The sequence below is a fragment of the Streptomyces sp. NPDC051913 genome, assembly GCF_044593635.1.
Taxonomy (GTDB): Bacteria; Actinomycetota; Actinomycetes; order Streptomycetales; family Streptomycetaceae; genus Streptomyces.
This window is the reverse complement of record NZ_JBIUCI010000020.1, coordinates 101,599-124,063: the sequence shown is the minus strand read 5'-3', so window position 1 is coordinate 124,063 and position 22,465 is coordinate 101,599. Positions and strand designations below refer to the sequence as shown.

20 protein-coding genes are annotated in these 22,465 nt (G+C 70.5%); 10 read left to right on the top strand and 10 right to left on the bottom strand.

Annotated features, from left to right (window positions below; genetic code table 11):
* Positions 1 to 33 precede the first annotated feature (33 nt).
* Positions 34 to 741: a DUF2637 domain-containing protein gene (locus ACIHIX_RS40175; protein WP_399965344.1), complete on the top strand. Its 708-nt coding sequence runs from the start codon at positions 34 to 36 to the stop codon at positions 739 to 741.
* A 184-nt stretch (positions 742 to 925) separates the two neighbouring features.
* Here the strand turns inward: ACIHIX_RS40175 and ACIHIX_RS40170 are convergent, their stop codons facing one another.
* Positions 926 to 1,198: a hypothetical protein gene (locus ACIHIX_RS40170; protein ID WP_399965342.1), complete on the bottom strand. Its 273-nt coding sequence runs from the start codon at positions 1,196 to 1,198 to the stop codon at positions 926 to 928.
* Positions 1,199 to 1,618: 420 nt separating this feature from the next.
* On the opposite strand from ACIHIX_RS40170, the gene ACIHIX_RS40165 reads away from it, so the two are divergent.
* Both ACIHIX_RS40165 and ACIHIX_RS40160 read left to right on the top strand, forming a co-directional pair.
* Positions 1,619 to 1,840 carry a hypothetical protein gene (locus ACIHIX_RS40165; protein WP_399965341.1) on the top strand — a complete coding sequence of 74 codons (222 nt, stop codon included), beginning with the start codon at positions 1,619 to 1,621 and terminating at the stop codon, positions 1,838 to 1,840.
* A gap of 184 nt (positions 1,841 to 2,024) precedes the next feature.
* Positions 2,025 to 2,678 (top strand): hypothetical protein, encoded by a 654-nt coding sequence (locus ACIHIX_RS40160; RefSeq protein ID WP_399965339.1) that lies wholly within the window; start codon positions 2,025 to 2,027, stop codon positions 2,676 to 2,678.
* 72 nt (positions 2,679 to 2,750) lie between these two features.
* Here the strand turns inward: ACIHIX_RS40160 and ACIHIX_RS40155 are convergent, their stop codons facing one another.
* The 4 genes from ACIHIX_RS40155 to ACIHIX_RS40140 form a co-directional block, all read right to left on the bottom strand.
* The gene (locus ACIHIX_RS40155; RefSeq protein ID WP_399965422.1) at positions 2,751 to 3,245 is read right to left on the bottom strand and encodes a hypothetical protein; all 495 of its coding nucleotides are present in this window, start codon (positions 3,243 to 3,245) and stop codon (positions 2,751 to 2,753) included.
* A 14-nt stretch (positions 3,246 to 3,259) separates the two neighbouring features.
* Positions 3,260 to 4,981, bottom strand: coding sequence for a PHP domain-containing protein (locus ACIHIX_RS40150; protein WP_399965337.1), 1,722 nt, complete (start codon positions 4,979 to 4,981; stop codon positions 3,260 to 3,262).
* Between the two features lie 205 nt (positions 4,982 to 5,186).
* Positions 5,187 to 5,357, bottom strand: coding sequence for a hydrophobic protein (locus tag ACIHIX_RS40145; protein WP_329343060.1), 171 nt, complete (start codon positions 5,355 to 5,357; stop codon positions 5,187 to 5,189).
* Between the two features lie 95 nt (positions 5,358 to 5,452).
* Positions 5,453 to 6,706, bottom strand: coding sequence for a hypothetical protein (locus tag ACIHIX_RS40140; protein ID WP_399965334.1), 1,254 nt, complete (start codon positions 6,704 to 6,706; stop codon positions 5,453 to 5,455).
* A 341-nt stretch (positions 6,707 to 7,047) separates the two neighbouring features.
* Here ACIHIX_RS40140 and ACIHIX_RS40135 point away from each other — a divergent pair, with 341 nt between their 5' ends.
* The 3 genes from ACIHIX_RS40135 to ACIHIX_RS40125 all read left to right on the top strand — a co-directional run bounded on the left by ACIHIX_RS40135 (position 7,048) and on the right by ACIHIX_RS40125 (position 10,773).
* A complete protein-coding gene (locus tag ACIHIX_RS40135) occupies positions 7,048 to 8,421 on the top strand; it encodes a lectin (protein ID WP_399965420.1) in 1,374 nt (457 codons plus the stop codon).
* A 43-nt stretch (positions 8,422 to 8,464) separates the two neighbouring features.
* On the top strand, positions 8,465 to 9,763 hold the full coding sequence (locus ACIHIX_RS40130) for a ThuA domain-containing protein (protein WP_399965332.1): 1,299 nt from the start codon (positions 8,465 to 8,467) through the stop codon (positions 9,761 to 9,763).
* Positions 9,764 to 9,906: 143 nt separating this feature from the next.
* Positions 9,907 to 10,773, top strand: a complete 867-nt coding sequence (locus tag ACIHIX_RS40125) for a GNAT family N-acetyltransferase (protein ID WP_399965330.1) — start codon at positions 9,907 to 9,909, stop codon at positions 10,771 to 10,773.
* 118 nt (positions 10,774 to 10,891) lie between these two features.
* On the opposite strand, the gene ACIHIX_RS40120 is transcribed toward ACIHIX_RS40125, so the two are convergent.
* On the bottom strand, positions 10,892 to 11,275 hold the full coding sequence (locus tag ACIHIX_RS40120) for an STAS domain-containing protein (RefSeq protein ID WP_399965329.1): 384 nt from the start codon (positions 11,273 to 11,275) through the stop codon (positions 10,892 to 10,894).
* A gap of 211 nt (positions 11,276 to 11,486) precedes the next feature.
* Between ACIHIX_RS40120 and ACIHIX_RS40115 the strand changes: the two genes are divergently transcribed.
* Together ACIHIX_RS40115 and ACIHIX_RS40110 are read left to right on the top strand one after the other, a co-directional pair.
* Positions 11,487 to 11,822 (top strand): STAS domain-containing protein, encoded by a 336-nt coding sequence (locus ACIHIX_RS40115; RefSeq protein WP_399965327.1) that lies wholly within the window; start codon positions 11,487 to 11,489, stop codon positions 11,820 to 11,822.
* A gap of 372 nt (positions 11,823 to 12,194) precedes the next feature.
* Positions 12,195 to 12,608 (top strand): ATP-binding protein, encoded by a 414-nt coding sequence (locus ACIHIX_RS40110; RefSeq protein ID WP_399965325.1) that lies wholly within the window; start codon positions 12,195 to 12,197, stop codon positions 12,606 to 12,608.
* Between the two features lie 5 nt (positions 12,609 to 12,613).
* Here ACIHIX_RS40110 and ACIHIX_RS40105 read toward each other — a convergent pair whose 3' ends face one another.
* The 3 genes from ACIHIX_RS40105 to ACIHIX_RS40095 all read right to left on the bottom strand — a co-directional run bounded on the left by ACIHIX_RS40105 (position 12,614) and on the right by ACIHIX_RS40095 (position 19,692).
* Positions 12,614 to 13,045, bottom strand: coding sequence for an ATP-binding protein (locus ACIHIX_RS40105; RefSeq protein ID WP_399965323.1), 432 nt, complete (start codon positions 13,043 to 13,045; stop codon positions 12,614 to 12,616).
* A 116-nt stretch (positions 13,046 to 13,161) separates the two neighbouring features.
* Positions 13,162 to 15,648: a SpoIIE family protein phosphatase gene (locus ACIHIX_RS40100; RefSeq protein ID WP_399965321.1), complete on the bottom strand. Its 2,487-nt coding sequence runs from the start codon at positions 15,646 to 15,648 to the stop codon at positions 13,162 to 13,164.
* A 66-nt stretch (positions 15,649 to 15,714) separates the two neighbouring features.
* Positions 15,715 to 19,692, bottom strand: a complete 3,978-nt coding sequence (locus ACIHIX_RS40095) for a HAMP domain-containing protein (protein WP_399965319.1) — start codon at positions 19,690 to 19,692, stop codon at positions 15,715 to 15,717.
* A 378-nt stretch (positions 19,693 to 20,070) separates the two neighbouring features.
* Here ACIHIX_RS40095 and ACIHIX_RS40090 point away from each other — a divergent pair, with 378 nt between their 5' ends.
* On the top strand, positions 20,071 to 20,505 hold the full coding sequence (locus ACIHIX_RS40090) for an ATP-binding protein (RefSeq protein ID WP_399965317.1): 435 nt from the start codon (positions 20,071 to 20,073) through the stop codon (positions 20,503 to 20,505).
* 224 nt (positions 20,506 to 20,729) lie between these two features.
* A complete protein-coding gene (locus ACIHIX_RS40085; protein WP_399965315.1) occupies positions 20,730 to 21,251 on the top strand; it encodes a MarR family winged helix-turn-helix transcriptional regulator in 522 nt (173 codons plus the stop codon).
* Positions 21,252 to 21,261: 10 nt separating this feature from the next.
* Here ACIHIX_RS40085 and ACIHIX_RS40080 read toward each other — a convergent pair whose 3' ends face one another.
* On the bottom strand, positions 21,262 to 22,440 hold the full coding sequence (locus ACIHIX_RS40080) for a PP2C family protein-serine/threonine phosphatase (protein WP_399965312.1): 1,179 nt from the start codon (positions 22,438 to 22,440) through the stop codon (positions 21,262 to 21,264).
* Between the last annotated feature and the right edge of the window lie 25 nt (positions 22,441 to 22,465).

Genomic DNA, 22,465 nt, shown 5'->3' with positions numbered 1-22,465 from the left:
GCACACCCCCATGAACGGACCGAAAGAATCCCGATGAACTGGCACGACAGGGACAGGCCTTACGTCCCGCAGTACCCCTACAACTCCGATCCCCAGACATGGGATCAGCACGGCATCAGCCGGATCCCCGCCCAGGAGGCCTGGGACAGAACCGGCCCGGACGGCACGCTCGGCGGCCACGACATCGAGCAGGAACTGGCCGAGATGCTTGCCTCGGTGTCGGCCCCCTCACCTACGGACGAGCCCGCACCACCGCACCTGTCCCGCAGCGCGCGCCGGCGCATGCGTCCCAGAAGGCAGTTCCTCGTGGCAGGTCATCGCATCACCCAGGTCACGATCCTGTTCGCCGCCATCGCGGTGTGTGCCGCGTGCCTGCTGGCCTGGTCCATCACGTACACCTACAGCCAACTGCGCACCGTCGCCGAACTCATCCTGCCGGTGCGGCTCGCCCAATGGTGGCCGCTGACCGTGTACGGCCCTTGGCTGGTCGCGGCCCTGTCCATCCTCCGCGCCGCCGTCCAGCATCAGCCCGCACGCCGTTCCTGGGGCGTCCTGCTGGTGACCTCCGCCATCGCCGTAGCCCTGTGCGTCAGCCACTCCGCCCACTCCGTGCTGGCGTTCGTGACACTCGGCATTCCACCGATCACCGCCCTGGTGTGCTTCTGGGAACTCATCGGCCAGGTCCCCTCCAAACACCGCTCCCGCAAAGGCACTCACGCACAGAAGCGCCCCCGAGGGTAAGAGCGCGGGCAACGGAAGAACCGTTTCTTCTTGTGGGTACGACTCGTTGACCCCGGTATGGAACCGGAGAGGGAAGACCAGATCCGCTCCGAGGCACGGCAGGGCACTGCGGCGAGGGACAGCCGGGCCGGAGCCGCCGCGGTGGGGTGAACCCGGCGGTTCACCCCACCGCTCGGCTCTCGCCTCAAATCCGCCCGCCGGTCAGGCGGGTGATCGGACCATGCGTACGGCGCCCCGCACGACGACCCGCCAGGTACGACGAAGCGCCCAGCATGGACAGGCCCGCGCCCACGCCGGCGACGACGAGGCCCTTGCGATGGGCGATCAGCGTCCACGTGGTCTTGGCGAAGGTGACCGCCTGCCCCGAGGCGTCGATGACGGCCCGGCGGCCGGCTTGGACGCCCGCGGCCGCGCCGTTCACGATCGCGGTGCCCTTGTTGGCCGTACGCTCTGCCACATCCACAGTCGCTGATGCCACGTCACCCGACGTCTCGGCTGCCTTGTCCGCCGCCTTCGACGCGGGAGCGGTGGCCTTGGCTGTGGCCTGCCGGGCTTTCGCGGAAGTGCTCTGCCTGGCCTTGGAATCTCGATTCGTGCCGCTGTTCGATTGACTCATGCACTTCGCGTTGCCGCGCACGCCCAAGGCAAACCCACGTCTTCCGTGTATCGACCGCACGGCCGGCACGACGCCCGGATGGCGAAGCCGTTCAGGGGCATGCGTGAGGAAGACAGAACGCCTCCGACGGATCGAGAGCCTCATGTACCGATGCCGATCCACGGCACGCCTCACGCGGTTGGACGTCCCGACAGACAGCGCCGCTGAACAACCTTGCCCCGGTGCCGCATTGCTCGCGAGCCTGGTTCACGGAGGGCGCGGATGAACGGCGGCATACCGCCGCTGCGGGACCGTCACCTGGCCGCGGGATTCATCGTCCTCATGTATCTGATGCTCGGCGCCCTGGCGGCCGCCCTGATCGTGGCCGGGTTCTCAGGGAGCGATGTCACGGCGGGCGTGACCGCAGTGGTGGGCGGAGTCTCGGGAGCCGCTTTCGGTGTGCGGCGCATCCGCCGCGCCGAGGAGGCTCCGCCTCAGTCCTGACAACGTCCAGTTGGCCGGCGTCCGCTCCCCCGGCGGGCCAGTCTCCGGATATTGCGCGGGTCTGGTCACTGATTCGCAACGGACGGCGCCAGGGTGATCAAATGCGCCGCGGCGTGGCTGAATATGGTCTCTCCAGCTCACGCGGTCACACAGGTAGCCGCTGCCACCACCCTCGGGGGACATCATGAAGGTCACGCATCGCCGCAGACAGATCGCGCTCCGGACACTCGCTCTGAGCACTTGGGCGGCTGGTGTCCTGGCGCTCACCGCCTGTTCCTCCCACTCCCCGGACGCGGCACCTGCGGCGACGGCCGCCACCGCCTCGCCGACCAAGGCCGGCAAGGGCAGCGGGGCGACCGCGCCCGCCACGGCCGTGCCCGCCGGGAAGGTCTCCACGTCACCCGACTCCAAGGTGGCCACTCCCCCGTCGTCAGCCACCTCACCGGCCGAGGGCTCACCGGCTGCCGCCGGCGGTGGCGAAGACGACGGCTGTGACCACAAGATGCCCATCTCGCCGGACGAGATCGCGGTCTACCGCTACACACCCGAGGGCGGCTCGCTCAGCCTGATCTTCCGCCACGGCAACTGGGGCTGCGGTACACCCGATTCCGACGGCGCCCCGTTCGAGACCGTCGGCAAGGAAACCTATCTGCCGCTGGACCAGGCCGCCTACATCACCGTGACCAACCCCATCGTGGCCAGCACCGAGAACCAGCACATCGGCGTCCAGGAATTCCTCGACTGGCTGGAAGCACACCCCGACAGCGGCCTCGTCTTCCAGTACCACCTCGGCGCCGACGGAGCCATCGACAGCCTCGAAGAGGTCTTCACCCCCTGAGGTAGGCACGGGATCCGCCCGCCGCTCGCACAGAGCCGGGGCCGAGGGGCACCCATGGCCCGGGCGGCGATGTCAGTGGTCCGCGCAGCACGGGGTCGGCTCCGGCACTTCGAACGGCACGAGGGCTCCCCCAGCCGCCGGCATGGCCGTCAGGACGAGTTCGCCGTCCCGCCACTGCGGGCGAACGTGCTCGCGCGTCACCAGCGACGTGCCGGGAGCGGACGGGCCGGGGGCACCCAGTACCGTCACGCGGTCGATCGCTGAGCGCATCAGCACTTCCGCCACCGTCAGTGTGCCGGTGAGAGCCGCGGCTCCGGGGAAGAGCACCGCACGGCCCTCCAGATCGGGAAGGCCGTGCCGCACGTCGTGGCCCCGTGCCGTGAGCCGCTCCCGGACGGTGCTCAGGAGCGGCTCGGACGGCACGGTCAGGGAGAGAACGACACGCGGGCGGTCTCCCCGAACGAGATGCGTGCAGCCGAACGCGCCCTCAGGAAGGGCGAGTCGGGCAGCCAGCTCCTGGAGCAGGTGATCGGCCGCGCGCAACTCGCGGAGTCCGGGGTCCACCATGAGGGCGTACGGCGTCACGACGGCAGGACCCAGATCGGGTTGGAGTAGAACCACAGGTCGAGCCACGGGTCGGCGTCGCCCACGACGTCGATCGCCGGCCCCACCGGGTCGACCGCCGCACCCATCGCGCCGACAGCGGTCCGGTTGCCGTCGCTGCCGCGCAGACGAACGTAGAGCGGACGGTCCACCCGCCCCAGCTGGTAGGTGAGCCGGACGACGCCTGAGGACTGGTCGACCTCGTAGGAGCGGACCACCTTCGCCGTCGGCGCGGTGAACGTGTCCTTGTCCGCCACCGGTCCCGTGACCTCGCCCTGGATGACGTCCATGCGCGCCGGCCGGGGCACGTACCCGGCCCAGTTGGGGCCGCCGGCGAGGGTCACGTCGACGGTCAGGGTGACGCTCGTACCCTTCTTCACGTGCAGGGCGCCGCCCAGCGTGGCCCAGCGCCCGCCGCCTACGACCCTGGCGTCCAGGCCGCCGAGGAGCTGCCCGTGGTCGACCCAGACCCGGCCCGCGCGGATGCCGTCCATGACCGCGGCGTAGGAGAAGCCGTCGGCTCCCACGTGGGTCCGGCTGTACTGGCCGGGCCAGTAGTCGCCCTGGGTGATGTCGATCTTGCCGCCGTAGACCGGGTCCTCGTAGCGGCCGTTGGCGTTGAAGTCCCCGCCGGGTCCGCGCACGGCGGTGTCGCCGTAGACCTGATGGCTGTCGCTGTTGGCGGTGATCCACCACGGCCTGCCCTCGGCGAGGAGGCTGTCCCACAGTCCGCCGACCGTGGCGGTCATCCAGTCGAAGCCGCCCCAGGTGCGGTAGCTCTCCAGCGGGTAGCCGGCGAACGAGCCGGCGCTGGGGCTGTTGTCGTAGATGCCGCGGGCGCGGGCCATACCCAGGGGCGCGGGCAGTCCCGCGGCCTGGTGTCCGGGGGCGCCCTCGAAGCCGACGGCTATCTGGCGGCCCGCGCCGGTGGCGTCCCGCCAGCCGCGTATCTCGTGCGGCGAGTCGACGCCGCGCCGCGCCGGGTGGTTGGCGAGCATGAGCGCGTCCTTCACCCTGCGCCGCTGTACCTGCTCGGCCAGGAAGTTCAGGCCCGCTACGGCCAGCGCCTCGTTGGCGGGCGTGGAGTCGCTCGCGCCCCGCACGCTGCCGTCGTAGTCGGTCTCGAACTGCTTGAGGACGGCGACCTCGTTCTTGCCGGGGTGCACGAAGACCGTGCCGTGCTCGGCGGCCGGGATGTTCCACTCCAAGCCCTGGAAGACGAGCGTGTCCTCGTACGCGGCGCGCGCCTCCCTGATGTCCGGGTTCACCTTGTCCACGCCGATCTTGGCGTGGGTGGTGCTGCCGTGGTCGGTGATGACCATCCAGTCCAGGCCGTGCCGGGCGCCCTGGCGGACCTGGTCGACGACGCGGTACTTGCCGTCGCTGCTGTACCGGGTGTGGATGTGGTGGTCGCCGGCCAGCCACAGGAAACCTTCGGGGCGTCGGCCGCCGGACGCGGCGGTGGCAGCGGCGGCCTGCGTGGCGTCGGCGAGGACGCCTCCGGCGGCCAGGCCCGCGCCGAGGAGTCCGGCCCGGCGCAGCAGAGCGCGGCGGGACCGCTGCTCGGGGGTGAGCGCCTCGTCGGGCACGGAGGTGTCGAAGGCCGCGGGCAGGGCGGGAGCCACCTCATGCGCGTGACCGTGGTCGTGCGCATGACCGTGCTCGTGGTCGTGTCTGTGGTGGTGCCGGCCCTGACCCATGACGCCTCCTGGTTGCCGCTGCCTCCGCGGCTGCCCTCCGCCGCGCGACCGCGCCGCGTGTGAGGAGGATCGAGGCCTCAGATGAACGGTGAACACCCCAACACCCCTTGTGCAGGAGACAATTGAGGGCACAAATGAAGTCGAGCACCAGGTCACCCTGGTGCTCGACTTCACTGCCGGCTCCGGCTCGGATATCGACCTCAGGTCACCATCGATACCAGCGACCACGTCCGCCGCTCGCGTTGGTCGAACGCATGAGGAAACCGAGCAGCCACACCGCGAGCACGATCAGCGCGACCCACCACAGGAGCTTCACGGCGAAACCGGCGCCGAAAAGGATGAGCGCGAGAAGAAGAACAATCAGCAGGGGAACCATATTTATCAACCTCCTGGCCCAGCGTGTTCCCGGCCTTTCGCTGTGCATGCTCACGACGTGTGTTGTTTGTGGAGCAGTGAGGAAGTCCTCGGTCGTCAGTTCATGTCCTGGGTACGGCGACGCCGCACGATGAGGAATGTGCCGGCACCGAGGGTCACGGCCGCGGCGGCCGCGCCCGCGAGGGGCAGTGTCGAGGATCCCGTGTCCGCCAGGTTGCCCCCGGTCGTCGTCCCGGTGCCGCCGGTGGTGGTCCCGCTGCCGCCAGTGGTCGACCCGTTGCCGCCGCTCGCCGTCCCCCCGCCGGTCGACGAGGAACCGCCGCCCGAGGTGTCGGCGCCGCCGGTCGTGCTGCCCGTCGAACCGCCGGTCGAGTCGCTCGGCCCGCCGCCGGTGACGTCCAGCGTGATGGCGGCCCTGTCGTTGGTCTTGTCGGGGTCGAAGGGGCGCGCTTCGCTGCTCAGGGCCACCGAGCCCTCGGCGCCCGCCACCCGCTTGTCTATCTTCAACTCGAAGGTGTAGGTCTCCTGGCTGCCCTCGTTGAGCGACCGCATGCCGCAGACATACGTGTCCGCCTTGGCCCGGCAGAACTGGCCGCGCTTGACCACCGACGTACCGGCGGGAGGTGTGATGACGACGCTGACGGAGGGGTCGCCCTCTCTGGGCCAGACCCACGCGGGGCCGGCGTTGGTGAAGGTCGCCTTCATCGTCACCGTGTCACCGACACTCCCCCGCAACGCGTCACCCGTCACCTGGTAGTCGGCCGTGTTGACGGCGGTGACGGGCACAGTGACCACCTGCGCGGATCCCGCAACACCGGTCTGCGCCTCGACCAGTTTCACCGCGGGCGCGGGTCCCGCCACCGGATCGGTGCCGTTGTCCTCGTAGGCCGGCCCACCGTCCGCGACGCGCACCCGGAGTTGCTCGTTGAGCGCGCGGCCCAGCGCCTTGACGCCCATGGCGGTCTCGGGGGTGTAGACGACGCCTGACTCCAGCGCCTGGTCGAACTCGCAGGACGCCGTCCACCGCTCGGGCATCTCGTCGTAAGGCCGGACATGCTGGATCAGACAGTTGGAGGGGACCTCCTCGAACTCCAGCCCTCGGGTGATGTCGTAAGTGATCCAGACCTTCTCGGGGGCGGTCCCGACGCTCTTGTTCGCCACGGTCACCGGTACGTCGAAGCCGTCCCCCGGCTTCACGTCGTCGACCGCGGTGAGCCCTCCGACGACCAGTTCGGGCTCGGGCTCATCGCCGAAGGCGGCGGGAGCCGCGGCCAGCGCGATCAGGGCGGCAGCGCCGAAGGCGGCGACACCGGCACGGCAGACGCGACGGTTGCGTGACGACACGGGCATGGAGAGATCCTCTGTCGGAGCCAGGTAAACCGACGGTGTCGCCCAGGCGAACGATCCGTCGGCTCCCTAGACTCCCGCCGGGCCCGGAGGGTTGCACGACCGGCGCCCCCTGCCCAGGGCCCTTCTCGCGCCCCCGGCTACAACTTCTCAACTCAGCGAAGCCGTGCGGCACTTCTTCGGTCGCACCTCTTGACGGCTTTGGTGTAGACCTTTAGGTTCACCAGCCAGCAGACATTCCATGCATGCGACCCCTGCACACGTATGTGAACATCCGTGTTCACCTCTCACCGCCCCACGCCGGCGGCGTCCACCCCCCACCCCAGGACGAAAGGCCCCTCGCCATGCAACGCCTCGCCCTGCGCTGCGCTCTCGCTCTCTCCCTCGGCCTCACCGCCGTGGGCACCCTCGCAGCCCCCTCCGCCTCGGCCGCCACCGGCACGATCACCGGCCTGGCCGGCAAGTGCCTCGACGTGGCCGGCGCGAGTTCGGCCGACGGCACGGCCGTACAGCTCTACGACTGCAACGGAACCGCCGCCCAGCAGTGGACGGTCGGCTCCGACGGCACCATCCGCGCCCTCGGCAAATGTCTTGACGTCACCGGCGGTTCGACGGCCAACGGGGCCCAGCTCCAGCTCTGGACGTGCAGTGGCGGCACCAACCAGAAGTGGGCCGTCAGCGCCGCACGTGACATCGTCAACCCGACCGCCGACAAGTGCCTGGACGTCACCGGCAACTCCTCCGCCAACGGCACCCGCGCCCAGCTCTGGACCTGCACCGGCGCCGCCAACCAGAAGTGGACTGCGCCCGCCGCCGGTGGCGGCACGACCCCGCCCGGCGCCGCACCGATGGCCGTGGCGCCCTACCTCTACAACGGCTGGGGCAATCCACCCAGCCCAACGACTGTCATGAACGCGACCGGCGTGAAGTGGTTCACCCTGGCGTTCGTCCTCAGCAACGGCTACTGCAATCCGCAGTGGGACGGCAACCGGGCGCTGACCGGCGGAGTCGACCAGCAGACCATCAGCACCGTGCGCGCAGCCGGCGGCGACGTCGTCCCGTCCTTCGGCGGCTACAGCGGCAACAAGCTGGAGAGCTCCTGCTCCAGCGCCGGCGAGCTGGCGGCGGCGTACCAGAAGGTCATCAACGCCTACTCGCTGAAGGCGATAGACATCGACCTCGAGGCGGACGCCTACAGCAACGGCACCGTGCAGCAGCGGACCGTGGACGCGCTCAAGACCGTCAAGGCCAACAACCCCGGCATCAAGGTGTACGTCACGATCGGCACCGGGCAGAGCGGCCCCGACACGAGCCTGATCAACCGGGCCGCGTCGTCCGGGCTGACCGTGGACGCCTGGACGATCATGCCGTTCGACTTCGGCGGCGCGGGCCAGAACATGGGAACGCTGACCCAGCGGGCGGCCGAGGGGCTGAAGAACGCGCTGAAGAACGCGTACGGCTACAGCGACGACGCCGCCTACCGGGACATGGGCATCTCGTCGATGAACGGCATCACCGACGACAACGAGACCGTCACCACCGCCGACTTCCAGACCATCCTCGGCTACGCGCAGACCCATCACCTGGCGCGGTTGACGTTCTGGTCCGCGAACCGTGACCGTCCCTGCCCGGGTGCCTACCCCAACGACGACACCTGCTCCGGTGTGAGTCAGAGCAACTGGCAGTTCACCAGCATCTTCGCCCGGTACACCGGCTGACGCCCGCACTCCGCGGACCACACGGAAAGGATCGACCAGACGAATGAACACCGTCAGATCCGGCTCCACCCGCGCGCTCCTGCGGGTCCTGCTCCTGCTGGCCACCCTGATGGGCCTCGCGGCCGTACCGCCCGTCGCACAGGCCGGCACCGCCGCGACCCCGTTCAAGGTCCTCGCCCTGTTCAGCGGCACCTACGACGCGGCGCACATCGACTTCGACAAGGAGGCCAACGCCTGGTTCCCGCAGCAGGCGGCCGCGGGCGGCTTCACCTACACGGCCAGCACCAACTGGGACCTGCTCGCCAACGGTGGGGTCAACGCCTACCAAGTCGTCCTGTTCCTCGATGACTTGCCCCAGACCTCCGCCCAACGCTCGGGATTCGAGGCGTACATGAGAGGCGGGGGCGGCTTCCTGGGCTTCCACGTCTCGGCGTTCACGACCGACGCGGCCGGCTGGTCCTGGTACCACAACACGTTCCTCGGCTCCGGCAACTTCGCGTCCAACACCTGGGGCCCGACCGCGGTCACCCTGAAGGTGGAGGACCGCACGAGCCCGGCGACCGTGAACCTTCCGGCCACCTTCACCTCGTCGGTGAGCGAGTGGTACAGCTGGTCCAAGGATCTGCGGCAGAACCCGGACATCAAGATCCTGGCGTCGATCGACCCGAGCAGCTTCCCGGTCGGCACGGACCCCAACCAGTCCTGGTACAGCGGCTATTACCCGATCCTGTGGACCAACACGAAGTACAGGATGCTGTACGCGAACTTCGGCCACAACGCGATGAACTACACGACCAACACGCGACTGTCGTCCACGTTCGCGAGCGCGACCCAGAACCGGTTCCTGCTCGACGGGCTCAAGTGGCTGGGCGGGGGCGGCACCACGACCCCGCCGACGGACGACCAGATCTCCGAGACCGCCTGGTACTCCCTGCAGAACGGCGGCAACGGCACGTGCGTGGACGCCCGTTCGGCGGCCACGGCGAACGGGACGGTGCTCCAGCAGTACGCCTGCAACGGCACGGCGGCGCAGCAGTACCGCTTCCGCAGCACCGACAGCGGCTATCTGCAGATCACCGCACGCACCGACCCCGCGCAGGTGATCGACGTGACCGACCGCTCCACGGCGGACAACGCGCCGTTGCAGCTGTGGGCCTACTCCGGCGGCACGAATCAGCAGTGGCAGCCGGTACGTGAGACGAGCGGGCGCTATCACTTCGTCGCCCGGCACAGCGGCAAATGCCTGACGGCCGCCGCGGCGGCGACGAACAGTGTTCAGCTCACCCAGCGGACCTGCGACGGCTCGACCGCGCAGGCCTTCCAGCTCGCCGTGCAGTCCTGAGCCACCGCACGGCGGGAAAGGGCGCCTCACGCCCTGCTGCGGTCCGCAGCCGGGGCGGCGGATGACTTCCTCACATCCGCCGCCCTCGCCGCATGCCGGTTAATCGGTTGCACGGCGGCTGGGCGTTGGGTCTGATCCCGGTCATGACGATGGTGTTGAGTACGCCGACCGCCGGCCAGGTGGGCGACGCCCTCGCGGCGTTGCGGGAGTGGCAGCACGATGGCGCGCCGATGCAGTTGCATCCCGGGGACATCGGCTGGAACTACCGGTTCGGCGCGGCCGAGACGGCGGCGGTGGTCCGGACCTGGAGCCGGGAGGGACGGATCCTCGCCGTCGGGATGCTGGATTCGCCGACGCTGGTGCGGATGACGGTCGCTCCCGACGCTGTCCGGGACGAGGAGTTGGCGCGGCAGCTCGCCAAGGACTTCTCCCTGCCCGAGCGCGGCGTGCTGCCGGAGGGAACCGTGTCCGTCGAGGCGCCGCTCGGCCTGCTGCTCCACGACCTGCTGGACGAGGAGGGCTGGGGTGTCGACGAGCCGTGGACGCCGCTCTTCCGCGACCTCGCCGCACCGGTGGAGGACCCCGGCGTGCCGATCACGGCGATCGGCCTGGAGCAGGCGCAGGACTTCGCGGACGTCCTGCGGTCCGCGTTCAACACCACGCGGCCCACGCGCGAGTACCGGCACAAGATGACCGCGGCACCGTGCTACGCCGAGGCGCGCTGCCTGGGCGCCTACGACGACCAGGGCAACCCCGCGGCGGTGGTGACGGTCTGGTCGGCCGGACCCGGGAAGCCGGGACTGGTGGAGCCGATGGGCGTCCACGCCGACCACCGCGGCCGCGGCCACGGCCGGGCGATCACCGTCGCAGGGGCGGCGGCACTGCGGGAGATGGGCTCGTCGAGTGCGCGGGTGTGCACGCCGAGTTCCAATGTCGGCGGCGTCGCCACGTACAGGGCGGCGGGGTTCACGGCCATGCCGGAGATCGCCGACCGGATCAGGAGGGTCTGAGCGAGCGAGATCCGGCGCTGGGCCTCGTTCACCGTGCCACCGCCGACCCGACCGGCGACGGCGACGGCACGGTGGACGGCCCTCCCCCGGTGGGGTCCGGATGCAATATCGGCGACTGTCAGGGCTGTGACTGCGGCTGCGGGTGGTCCACCAGGTCAAGTGCCTGCTCGACGCTCCCCGACACCGGGACGGTGAGACTCACACCGGTGAGATCGAGTATCCGGCGTACGGCGGGCTGCGGCGAAATGATGTGGACGCTGCCGGGAAGGTCCCGGGCTTCCTGATAGACGCGAAGAATGATGTTCATACCGGACGAGTCCATGAACGGAACCTGGGTGAGGTCGAGCAGGAAATGGCGTCGGCCGTGGTGCAGTTGGTTCGCCAGATGGTGACGGAACTCCGTCGCGGTGTCGACGTCCAAATAGCCCTGCACCGTGAACAGGGCCACGTCGTCACGCAACAGAGTGACCTCGACGGACAAGGGATTCTGGGCAACGGACACGTATGCCTCCAACAACGTCTACTACGGCCAGGTCTGGCGGCTCTCACCTGCGGATCGCGGCGTGCGCCGCGGATGCGCGCTTACCCGTGAACGCGCACGTCATGCACCCTTGAGCAAAAGGCCGTTCGACGTGCGCGGCGGTACGTGACACGGTGGGAGGAGCCCAGTGGCCTCCCCAGGCCACCAACCCCCAGGGAAGGGGGCCCGAAAGATGGGCACCCGCATCACTTTGAGTCCCGGCGGTTACGCCGCCACGCTGACCGTGGACGACGCCATCGACGACCGTGCCAGGCCCGCCATCGAAGGCGCGGCCACCGGACTGCCGCTCTCCGTACGCCGGCTCACCCTCGACCTCGCCCGCGTCGACTTCGTGGACTCGGCGCTCCTCCATCTCCTCCTCACCGTCGACGGTTGCGTCACCCGGCGCGGCGGTCTGCTCAGAATCGTCGGTCTGCACCGGCAGCCGCGCCGTCTGCTCGCCCTCGCCGCCGACGTACGGCCCGAGGCCAACTGGAAGGAGTACCTGGGCTCTCCCGGCCCGAACTGACGCCCGCACCCCGTCGCGACCGGGCTCGTCCGCCGTCGCCGGAGGAAAGTCACCCCGCATGCACAGGGGCCGCCCGGGTATCTGCAGCGGAGGGCACACAGCAACGGCTCGCCATCCGTTCGCTGGGAAACACCGCGTGACAGGGCGTCCGGTACACCACCCACGCCCACGCACCACCGTCACGCCGGCCGGCTCCGCCATGCCGCACAGGCTGCGGGTGGTGCCGCGCCCCCACCGACGCAGCCCTGACGGTGGCAGATCCGTTCACGAAGGCATCGAAAGGCCGCCCGACATGAAAGAAAACGCAACGATCTTCGCCCTCGGCCGGGACCGCCGACCGGCTGTGGAGGGGCCCTGGGCAGTGGTCGTACGGTGAGCCGGTCGGACCGCACGGCCACGGTGACGACCGCGGCGGCGGCACGGGAACACGCGCGTTCGGTCGTACGGGAGGAGTGGGACACCGCAGCCCGCACGGCGCGGGAAGAGGACGTCGTCGATCTGCTGCTCGTCGTCTCCGAACTCGTCAGCAACGCCCTGCGGCACGGTGACGGGCTGGCCGGGTTCGAGGCCGCCGCCACCCCGGACGGCGTCCGACTGGCGGTTCACGACCACAGCGATGTCGTCCCCGACGTCGTCCACGGTTCGGGCACCCTCCCCCTGGCGGGACACGGACAGGGCTACGGCTGGCCGATCATCATCCGCCTGGCGCGCGACATCGTCGTGCGGCGCCGGCCGGGCGGCGGCAAGACGATCAGCGTGCTGGTCCCGCTGCGCAGCCGGTCCTAGCCGCCTCACCAGGGCAGAAAGACATGCACGTCCTTCCCGTCCGGTTGCGTGACGACACTGACCTGGCTGCCCAGGGACTGGACCAGATACCAGCCGACCCCGCCGCCGCCGTCACGGCGGAAGGGGCGTGGAGCCGGGGGTGTGCTGCTCGTGTCGTGGACCACGACGTGAACGCCGTCGAAGGTCTTGCGCAGCCGGACCTCGAAGGGCCCCGGCGCGTACTGGACCGCGTTCGCGGCCAGTTCGTTGACGACCAGGAGGATGTCGTCCCAGTGTTCCGGTGCGGAAGGCGGCGCCACCCCCGTGAGGTCGTCGAGAAAGCGCTCGGTGTCGAGCCGTGCGGTCGTCACGTCATGCAGCTCGCCCCGGTAACGCGTGGCCTGTTCCGGGGTGCTCCCCGACGCCGCACTCTCCTGCCAGCGGTGCTCGGTCGTCATCTCGCCTTCCCACCAGAAGCCGCGCCCCTTCCGGCCCGGCTCGCTTGTCCCTGCGGTTGTCTGTTTTCCCGAGGACGACGAGACTACGCGCACGAAAATCGATCGGACCCGCCCCGCTAGGTCACTTGGACGCCCACGACGCAGGTGTCGTCGTCGGTGTCGGACCTGCTGTGGGTGAGCAGATGGTCCAACTGCTGTTCGAGAGCTGGCTGGAGCGTCCGGGCGGTGGTCAGCAGATGAGTGAGGGATTCCTCCACAGAACGGTCACGCCGTTCGATCAGACCGTCCGTGTACATCAGCAGGGTGTCGTCGACAGCCAGCTGCATCTCCCGTTCCTCGTACGCCGCCTCCGGTACGGCGCCGAGCAGCATCCCCTTGACCAGGGGCAGCGCGGTCGCCTCACCGCCGCGCACCAGGACCGGCGGCAGATGGCCGGCCCGGGCCCAGCGCAGGCTGCGGCGCTCCGGGTCGTACAGACCGCAGACCGCGGTGGCGGTGACGGACCCGGTCAGATGGTGGGCGACCATGTTGAGCCAGGACAGCAGCTGCCCCGGTCCTGCGCCGGTGACGGCGAGCCCGCGCAGCGCGTTGCGCAGCACGACCATGCTGGTGGCGGCCTCGATGCCGTGTCCGGCGACGTCTCCCACGCACAGCAGGATCAGCCCGGAGGGCAGGACCACGGCGTCGTACCAGTCGCCGCCGACCAGCTGCTCGGTCTCGGCCGGCCGGTAGCGCACCGCGACGCGCAGTCGGGGTGCCTCCAGCGGGGCCTGCGCCGGCGGCATGATGGCGTGCTGGAGCTGAAGGGTCAGCCGGTGGCGTTCGCTGGCCTGCTGCTCGGTGTGGGCGAGCTGGTCACGGGTCGCGGCGAGCGCCACCTCCGTCCAGTGGTGGGCCGAGATGTCCTGGTAGGCGCCGCGTACGACGTGCAGCCTGCCGTCGGAGTCGAGGACCGGCTCGGCGGCCACCCGCAGATGCCGGGTGACCCCGTCGGGTCGTTGCAGACGGAAGGCCGTGGCGGCCGGCCGGTGGTGGTGCAGCAGCGTGCGCAGGAAACGGCCGATGGCGACCGCGTCGTCCGGGTGGGCGTGGGCCGGCAGCTCCGCGAGCGGAACGGGGCCGAGCGACACCGGCTGGCCGTACAGGTGGTAGAGCTGGCCGTTCCAGGTGATCTCGGCGGTCAGCAGGTTCTCCTCGAAGCCGCCGATGCGGCCCAGGCGCTGGGCGTGCTGGAGCAGGTTCGCCAGGCGTGCCGTCTCGTCCTCTATCCGCCAGATCAGCAGGACGCTGCCGCCGTGCCGGCTGATGTTCACGTCGGCGACCGCGGCCAGCGGCACATCGCCGACCAGCGCGGTGAGCCGCATCCGCTGGGCGCGGAACGGCTCCCCGGTGGCCTGCACCCGTTCGACCTGCTCGAACAGTCCGCCGTCGCCGGCGGCCATCGGGTACGCCTCCAGCAGCAGCGCTCCGTTGACGACGCCTCGCGGCCGGCCCGCGGGGTCCAGGAAACGGGCGTTGACGTGGTGGATGCGGAAGTCGACGAGTTCCCCGCCCGCGTCGACGTGCGGCACGAGGACCAGGGCGGGATCGTGGAGCCCGTCGGCCAGGTCCACCAACTCGGCGGCGTCGGGCAGCACACGGGGGCCGCCGTCCGGGCGGCACAGGGCGTACGTCTCCAGGGTGTGGGCGCACAGCTCGGCCAGAGCCTCGATCTGCCGGGCGATCTGCGGGGGCTGCGGTTCCAGCGGGTCCGGCCAGACGATCTCCAGGACCCCGTGGATCCGGCCTGCGGCGGCGGCCGGCATGGCGACCCGGCCGCCGTGCGGGAACTGGTGCTGGCCCACGGAGGGCAGACCGGTGTGGGACAGGGAACCGATCCAGTGGCCCGTGCGCACGGCCAGACCGCGGCGGGCCACGGTGGCCACACCCGGCGGTACGTGCCGCCAGCGCCCCGCCTCCGCGGGTGAGAATCCCGCACTGCCCGCCAGGCTGAGGGAGCCGTCCGCGCCCAGGGACCAGATGGCCACGGCCACCGCACCCAGCGGGGCCAGCGCGTGGGCGAGCAGGGAGTCGGCGACCGTCTGCGCGTCCCGGGCGGCCAGGGCGGCGCTCTCCGCGGAGCGCAGTTCGACCGCGGACGAGCCCGGGCCCGGCGGGCCGGCGGCGTGGGTTCCTCCGGCGGTGGCCGCGAGGAAGGCGGTCGTCACTTCGGAGAGCCGGTCGCGGGAGGCCTGGTTGATCACCTCGACGGCGAACTCCAGCGGTGTCACGCCCGCTTGCTCGGTCAACTCGGCCAACTGGCGTGCCGCCTGGGCCGGGCCGCACCGCAGGCGCTCGACGAGGATGCCCTTGGCCAGTTCGATCAGCGCCCGCCCGTCCGCTTCCGCCTGTGCGTCGCGGACCTCGCGCCGCAACCGCTCCACGGTCGTGGCGAGGCGTCCGACGGGCGAGACCCGGTCGTCCGCGCCGTAGGCGGCGTCCGTCGGCGTGTCCTCGCCGCCGCGGGCTGCGGGCAGGGTGGCACCGGCGATCGCCCGGGCGTCGGAGGGTTGCTCGCCGGGGCCGGCGCCCGGGGGGTCGGGGGGCTGGGTCGGTCGGCTCACGATGGCGGTGTTCCTCGCTTCGAACGTCCGGGGACGGCACAGGGGCGGCGGCGGCTCACGACGGGCTCACGCGGGCAGCCAGCGCCGGACACGGCCGATGAGATCGTCGGAGTCGACCGGCTTGGTGACGTAGTCGTTCGCACCCGAGGCGAGGCTCTTCTCCTGATCGCCCGGCATGGCCTTCGCGGTGACGGCGATGATGGGCAGGTCCGCGTACCGGGGCATCTGGCGGATCTCCGCGGTGGCGGCGTAGCCGTCCAGTTCCGGCATCATCACGTCCATCAGGACCAGTGAGATCTCCGGGTGGGCGAGCAGCATCTCGATGCCCTTGCGGCCGTTGTCGGCGTGCAGCACCTGGAAACCGTGCATCTCCAGCACCCCGCTGAGTGCGAAGAGGTTGCGCGCGTCGTCGTCCACCACGAGGACCGTACGGCCCAGGAAGGTGTCGTCCAGCACCGGTTCGAGGGGCGGCTGGGGTTCGTCGGAGCGGACGAGCGGCAGGACGTCGCCGGGTTCCTCGGCGGACAGCTGGAGGGTGATCTGTTCGCGCAGCTCGTCCAGACTGGACAGGAAGGCCAGCGGACGGCCCGCCGCCCGGGCTCGCAGGGACTTCTCCCGCGTCAGGTCGACGCGCTGACTGGTGTGGACGAGCACCGGCACGCTGTTCAGTGCCGAGTCGCCCCGCATGGCTTCCAGGAGCTGGGCACCCTCGCCGTCCGGCAGGCCGAGTTCCAGCACGACGCAGTGGCAGGGTTCGGCGGCGAGCGCCGCGGCCGCCTCCTGGGCACCGACGGCGGTGATGATGTCGATGGTCCCGCGGGGGTCGTCGGGGTTGTGTGCGATGTCGGCGGCCGCGCGTTCGGCGACCAGCGTGAGCAGACCGCGCAGCCGCTCCTCCACCACGAGCAGGCGACGCCTGCGGCGCTCGGGCGCCGCGGCGGAACCGATCGGGGTGGGCGATCCGGCCGTGTCGTCCGCGTGTTCCCGCGGCCGGCCGCTGCTGAGCAGGTCCTCGAAGTCGGCGCGGGCCACCGGCAGATACAGGGTGAAGGTGCTGCCCTGGCCGGGTGTGCTGTCGACGGTGACGGCCCCGCCGAGGAGATGCGCGATCTCCCGGGTGATGGACAGTCCCAGGCCGGTGCCGCCGTACTTGCGGCTGGTGGTTCCGTCGGCCTGCTGGAACGCGCCGAAGATCGTCTCCAGTTGCTGCTGCGGGATGCCGATGCCCGTGTCCTTGACCCGGAAGGCCACGACCGGGCCGCCGCGCAGGACACCTGTGGGCACCTCCCGGTCGGCGGCGGGCTCGATCCGCAGTTCCAGTCCCCCCTGCTCGGTGAACTTCACCGCGTTCGACAGCAGGTTGCGCAGGATCTGGCGCAGCCGGGAGTCGTCGGTGAGCAGGTCGGCGGGGGTGCCCGGCCCGGTGGCCACCGTGAAGTCGAGGCTCTTCTGTGTCGTCATGGGCCGGAAGGTCGCCTCGACGTACTCCAGCAGCTTGCGCAGCGGGACCCGTTCGGGGCTGACGTCCATCTTGCCGGCCTCGACCTTCGACAGATCGAGGATGTCGTTGATCAGCTGGAGCAGGTCCGAGCCGGCCGAGTGGATGATGCCCGCGTACTCGACCTGCTTCTGGGTGAGGTTGCGGGACGGGTTCTGGGCGAGCAACTGGGCCAGGATCAGCAGGCTGTTGAGCGGGGTGCGCAGTTCGTGGCTCATGTTGGCCAGGAACTCCGACTTGTACTTGGAGGCCAGCGCCAGCTCCTGGGCGCGGGTCTCCAGTTCCTGGCGGGCCTGCTCGATCTCCAGGTTCTTGGCCTCGATGTCCCGGTTCTGCGTGGCCAGCAGGGACGCCTTCTCCTCCAGTTCGGCGTTGGAGCGCTGGAGTTCGTCCTGCTGGATCTGCAACTCCTCGGACCGGGACTGGAGTTCGGCGGTCAGTCGCTGGGACTCGTCCAGCAGCTCGTCGGTGCGGGCGTTGGCGACGATGGTGTTGAGGTTGACGCCGATGGTGGGCATCAGCTGGCTCAGGAAGTCCTGGTGGATCTGGGTGAAGGAGGTGACGGAGCCCAGCTCGATGACGCCGAGGACCTGGTCCTCCACCACGATCGGCAGCACCACCAGGGCGCTGGGCACTGCCTGGCCGAGGCCGGAGGAGATGGTGACGTAGCCCGGCGGCAGTTCCTCCACGGTGATGGCCCGGTGGTTGCGGGCGGCCTGCCCGACCAGCGAGCGCCCGACGGGGATGCGGAGGGGCCGCTCGGCGTCGTCGGGCCAGCCGTACGAACCCACGAGGCGCAGCTCGTGTCCGCGTTCGGTGTCCTCAGCGAGGTAGAAGGCGCCGTACTGGGCGGTGACGAGCGGTGCGAGCTCGTCCATGATCAGCTCGGCGACGACCGGCAGCTCGCGGTGGCCCTGCATCAGGCCCGAGATACGGGCGAGGTTGGTCTTGAGCCAGTCCTGCTCCTGGTTGGCCCGGGTGGTCTCGCGCAGGGACTCCACCATGGAGTTGATGTTGTCCTTGAGGTCGGCGACCTCGCCGGAGGCCTCCACGGTGATGGAGCGGGTCAGGTCGCCCTCGGCCACCGCGCTGGTGACCTCGGCGATGGCGCGGACCTGCCGGGTGAGGTTCCCGGCCAGTTCGTTGACGTTCTCCGTGAGTCGCTTCCAGGTGCCCTCGACGCCCTCGACCTCGGCCTGGCCGCCGAGCCGGCCCTCGCTGCCGACCTCACGGGCGACGCGGGTGACCTCGGCGGCGAACGACGACAGCTGGTCGACCATCGTGTTGATGGTGGTCTTCAGCTCCAGGATCTCGCCCCGGGCGTCGACGTCGATCTTCTTCGACAGGTCGCCGTTGGCGACCGCGGTCGTCACCAAGGCGATGTTGCGGACCTGCCCGGTGAGGTTGTTGGCCATCGAGTTGACGTTGTCCGTCAGGTCCTTCCAGGTGCCGGCCACGTTGGGCACGTGCGCCTGACCGCCGAGCCGACCCTCGGTGCCGACCTCGCGGGCCACGCGGGTGACCTCGTCGGCGAACGCGGAGAGCGTGTCGACCATGGTGTTGATGACGTCCGCCAGGGCGGCGACCTCGCCCTTGGCCTCCACCGTGATCTTCTGCGAGAGGTCGCCGCGGGCCACGGCGGTGGCGACCTGGGCGATCGAGCGGACCTGCCCGGTCAGGTTCGACGCCATCACGTTGACGTTGTCGGTGAGGTCCTTCCAGGTCCCCGACACGCCGCGCACGATCGCCTGCCCGCCCAGGTTGCCCTCGGTGCCGACCTCGCGGGCGACGCGGGTGACCTCGTCAGCGAACGCGGACAACTGGTCCACCATCGTGTTGATGGTGTTCTTCAACTCCAGGATCTCGCCCCGCGCATCCACCGTGATCTTCTGCGAGAGATCACCCTGCGCCACCGCGGTCGTCACCTGGGCCACGTTGCGGACCTGCGCGGTGAGGTTGCCCGCCATGAAGTTCACGGAGTCGGTCAGGTCCCGCCAGACACCGCCGACACCGGGCACCTGGGCCTGGCCGCCGAGCCGGCCCTCGCTGCCGACCTCACGGGCGACGCGGGTGACCTCGTCGGCGAACGCGGACAGCTGGTCGACCATCGTGTTGACGGTCTCCTTCAGCTGGAGGATCTCGCCTCGTGCGGGCACGTCGATCTTCTGCGAGAGGTCGCCCTTGGCCACCGCGGTCGCCACCTGGGCGATGTCGCGCACCTGCGTGGTGAGGTTGCCCGCCATGGCGTTGACCGAGTCCGTCAGGTCGGCCCAGGTGCCCGACACGCCCGGTACCTCGGCCTGGCCGCCCAGGGTGCCCTCGGTGCCCACCTCGCGTGCCACGCGCGTGACTTCGGAGGTGAACAGCGACAACTGGTCCACCATGCCGTTGAACACCGTGGCGATGTCACCGAGCAGGCCCTCGCCGTCGGACGGCAGCCGGGTGCCGAAGTCACCGTCGCGGACGGCGGTCAGGCCGGCCAGCAGTTGCCGTAGCTCCTGCTCGCCCGGAGCCCGCTCCACGGCCTCGATCGTCTTGCCGGTCATGCGCACCCTCGTTCCGCTCCCCGGGAGCCCTCACACCGAGGACTCGGAACCGCGCCGGGCCGTGAACGGCCCTGCCCACCGCCCGCGTTTCCGCTCCTCACGGACCCGCACGATGGGGAAATCCGGTGAAGGTTAACTCAGTTGTCAGGCGACAACCAAAGTCCGGCGGGAACCGCTCGACCACACAGAACCCGAGACCCCGAAGCGGCATGGTGAAGCCCTTTCAGGGTACGCGGAGGGGTTGCCTCCGCCGCAGGCGCGGCACACTTCGGGAGCCTCACAGGAGTACTTCGGCCATACGCGGGTACGCGCGCGCTCATGAACGGGGTATTGCAGGCCGTCGTCAGGGAGCCCGTCGCGCGCGAGGAGTGTTCCCGGATGCCGGACGAAGCACTGGCCGAGCTGATCGTGGCCCTGGACGGGGCGGTCGGCTGCATCGCCGACGCGCGGGCCTGCGCGGTGGATTTCCTGACCCGGGCCCGGACCGACCACGGGCTGCCCGTGTCGGCACGCGCCATGGACCTGTCGCAGCTGGTGGTCAGCGAGCTGGTCACCAACGCGCTCAAGTACGCGCCCGGGCCGGTCCTGCTGGAGCTGAGGGTCGCCGCGGGCGCGCTGGAGATCACGGTGTGGGACAGCGATCCGAGCCTGCCGACGGCTCGGGCCACCGACGCCGACCGCGTGGGGCAGCACGGCCTGGAGATCGTCATGGCCGTGGTCGATGGATTCGAGGCGCATCGGGAGCCCGTCGGCAAACGGATCACCGCGCGGCTCGCGCTGTCGGACCGTCCGCTGCCCCGTCTGGACGGCTGACGCCCACGCCGTCCTGCCTCGCGTCGGGGGCGCCGAGCTGCCGGGTACACGGAGCTGACGTGCGCGGTTTCTCCACGATCTGGGCACGGGGTGGAACACCGGTCCGCCCGGCAGAGGTCCCTACGATGGCTGGGTGGCGGTGCTTGCTCGGCGACGCTTCGGGTACCGCGAGGGAGTGAGGGTGGTATTCGTATGCGCAGGCGACTGCTGAAAGCAATGGGTTCGTGAGTCGGCTCAGTGGCTTCGGGCACGACAGGCCGGAGGACGCGGGCGGTCCGGGCGAGGGTGCGCTGTCCCTCGCGCGGGAGATGTCCGACGCCGTGGACGGGCTGTCGCACCTGTGGTCGGTGGCCGGACAGAGAGCGAACCTGCGGCTGTCGCCGCACCAGTTGCGGGCCCTGCGGATTCTGGAGTCGGGGCCGGGACTCAATCTCACCGCCCTGGCGGAGGGCATGGACATAGGGCTTCCGACGGCGAGCCGGCTGTGCGACCGGCTGGAGGCGGCGGGCCTGCTGGAGCGTGAGCTGCACCCGCACAGACGACGTGAGGTACAGCTCCGCCTCACCGGACTCGGCCGGCAGGTGCTGGTCGAGGTGGCCTCGCGCAGAACGCACGCGCTCGCCGTCGTTCTCGCGACGATGGAACCGGCCGAGCGTGAGGCGCTGAGCCGGAGCCTGCGCGCCTTCCTGACCGCTCAGGAAGGCGGCCACCACGGCACTACCGGGCCCCGGGACCCCCACCACTGACCGGGCCCGGTCAGTGCGGCCGGCCGTTCCAGTCCAGACACACGACGACCGCGTCCGACGCCAGCTCACTGCTGCCGTGGTGCTCGAACAGCCCGGCGACCACCGCGCGGGCGGTCTCGTGCGCCGCGGCGCCGCGGGTCGCGCTCAGGATCTGCCGCAGAACCTCCTCACCGAAGACGATGCCCGAGGCCGAGCGCATGGCATGCACGCCGGTGCTGACCACGATGAGGCGGTCGCCGGGCTCGACCTGGAACGTCTGCTCGTCGTAGACGCTCTCCTCGAACATCCCCAACGGCAGCTGCGCCTCCAGCTCGATCCGCTCAGTGCGCCCCTCCCGCTGGCGGAACAGCTGGGGAGAACCCGCGTCCACCGCGATGACCGTGCCGGTGGCCAGGTCGAACTCCAGCAGCAGCGTGGAGGCGTACTTCCTCCCGCCGTACTCGGAGTAGACGGCCTGGTCGGCGAGGCTGGCCTGATCGGCCAGGGGCACCCCGGCACGGCGGGCGTTGCGCAGGGCGGCGACCGTGAGGCTGGTGAGCAGGGACGCCTCGATGCCGTGTCCCATGCCGTCCGTGACGGTGAGGACGAGACGGTCGGCGCCCGCCGACCAGTCGAAGTTGTCGCCGCCGATGGCGTAGGCGGGCTCCAGATGGGCTCCCACCGTGAACTCGTCGCGGGCACAGCCGCGTCCGGGCAGGAGCTGCCACTGCATCTCCGCGGCCAGCGTGAGACGGCGGGTGCGGCGGGCCAGGAGGAAGAGGTCGGTGTCGCGGCCGGCGGTGGCGACCTCGTGGCCGAGCGCCGTGGCGAAGTCGCCGAGCTGGAGCACGAGGTCGGGGACGGCGGCCTCCGCGGGCAGCCGGACCGTCAGGACGCCCAGGCGGTCGCCGCGCACGGTGACGGGCAGATGCACGAGGTGGCCGGCCGGGCTGGGGACGACCTCGATCACCGGACTCTGCTCGCGGAACGCCTTGCCCTGCGGTCCGTCGTGAGCGGAGACCGGCGTACCGGTGTCCGGCAGATGGGACACCGGGCGCAGGACGGAGAGCGCGTAGTCGGCGAGGAGGAGGGTCACCTCCCCCGCCCCCACCCGCTCGGCGAGGACCCGGCGAGCGGTGGCGACCAGCCGGTGGGGGGCCGCATCGCGCAGCCGGGCCTCCACCGAGGGAAGTGGTTCAGCGGCATCCACGGCATCAGCCCTCTCGCCCGATGCT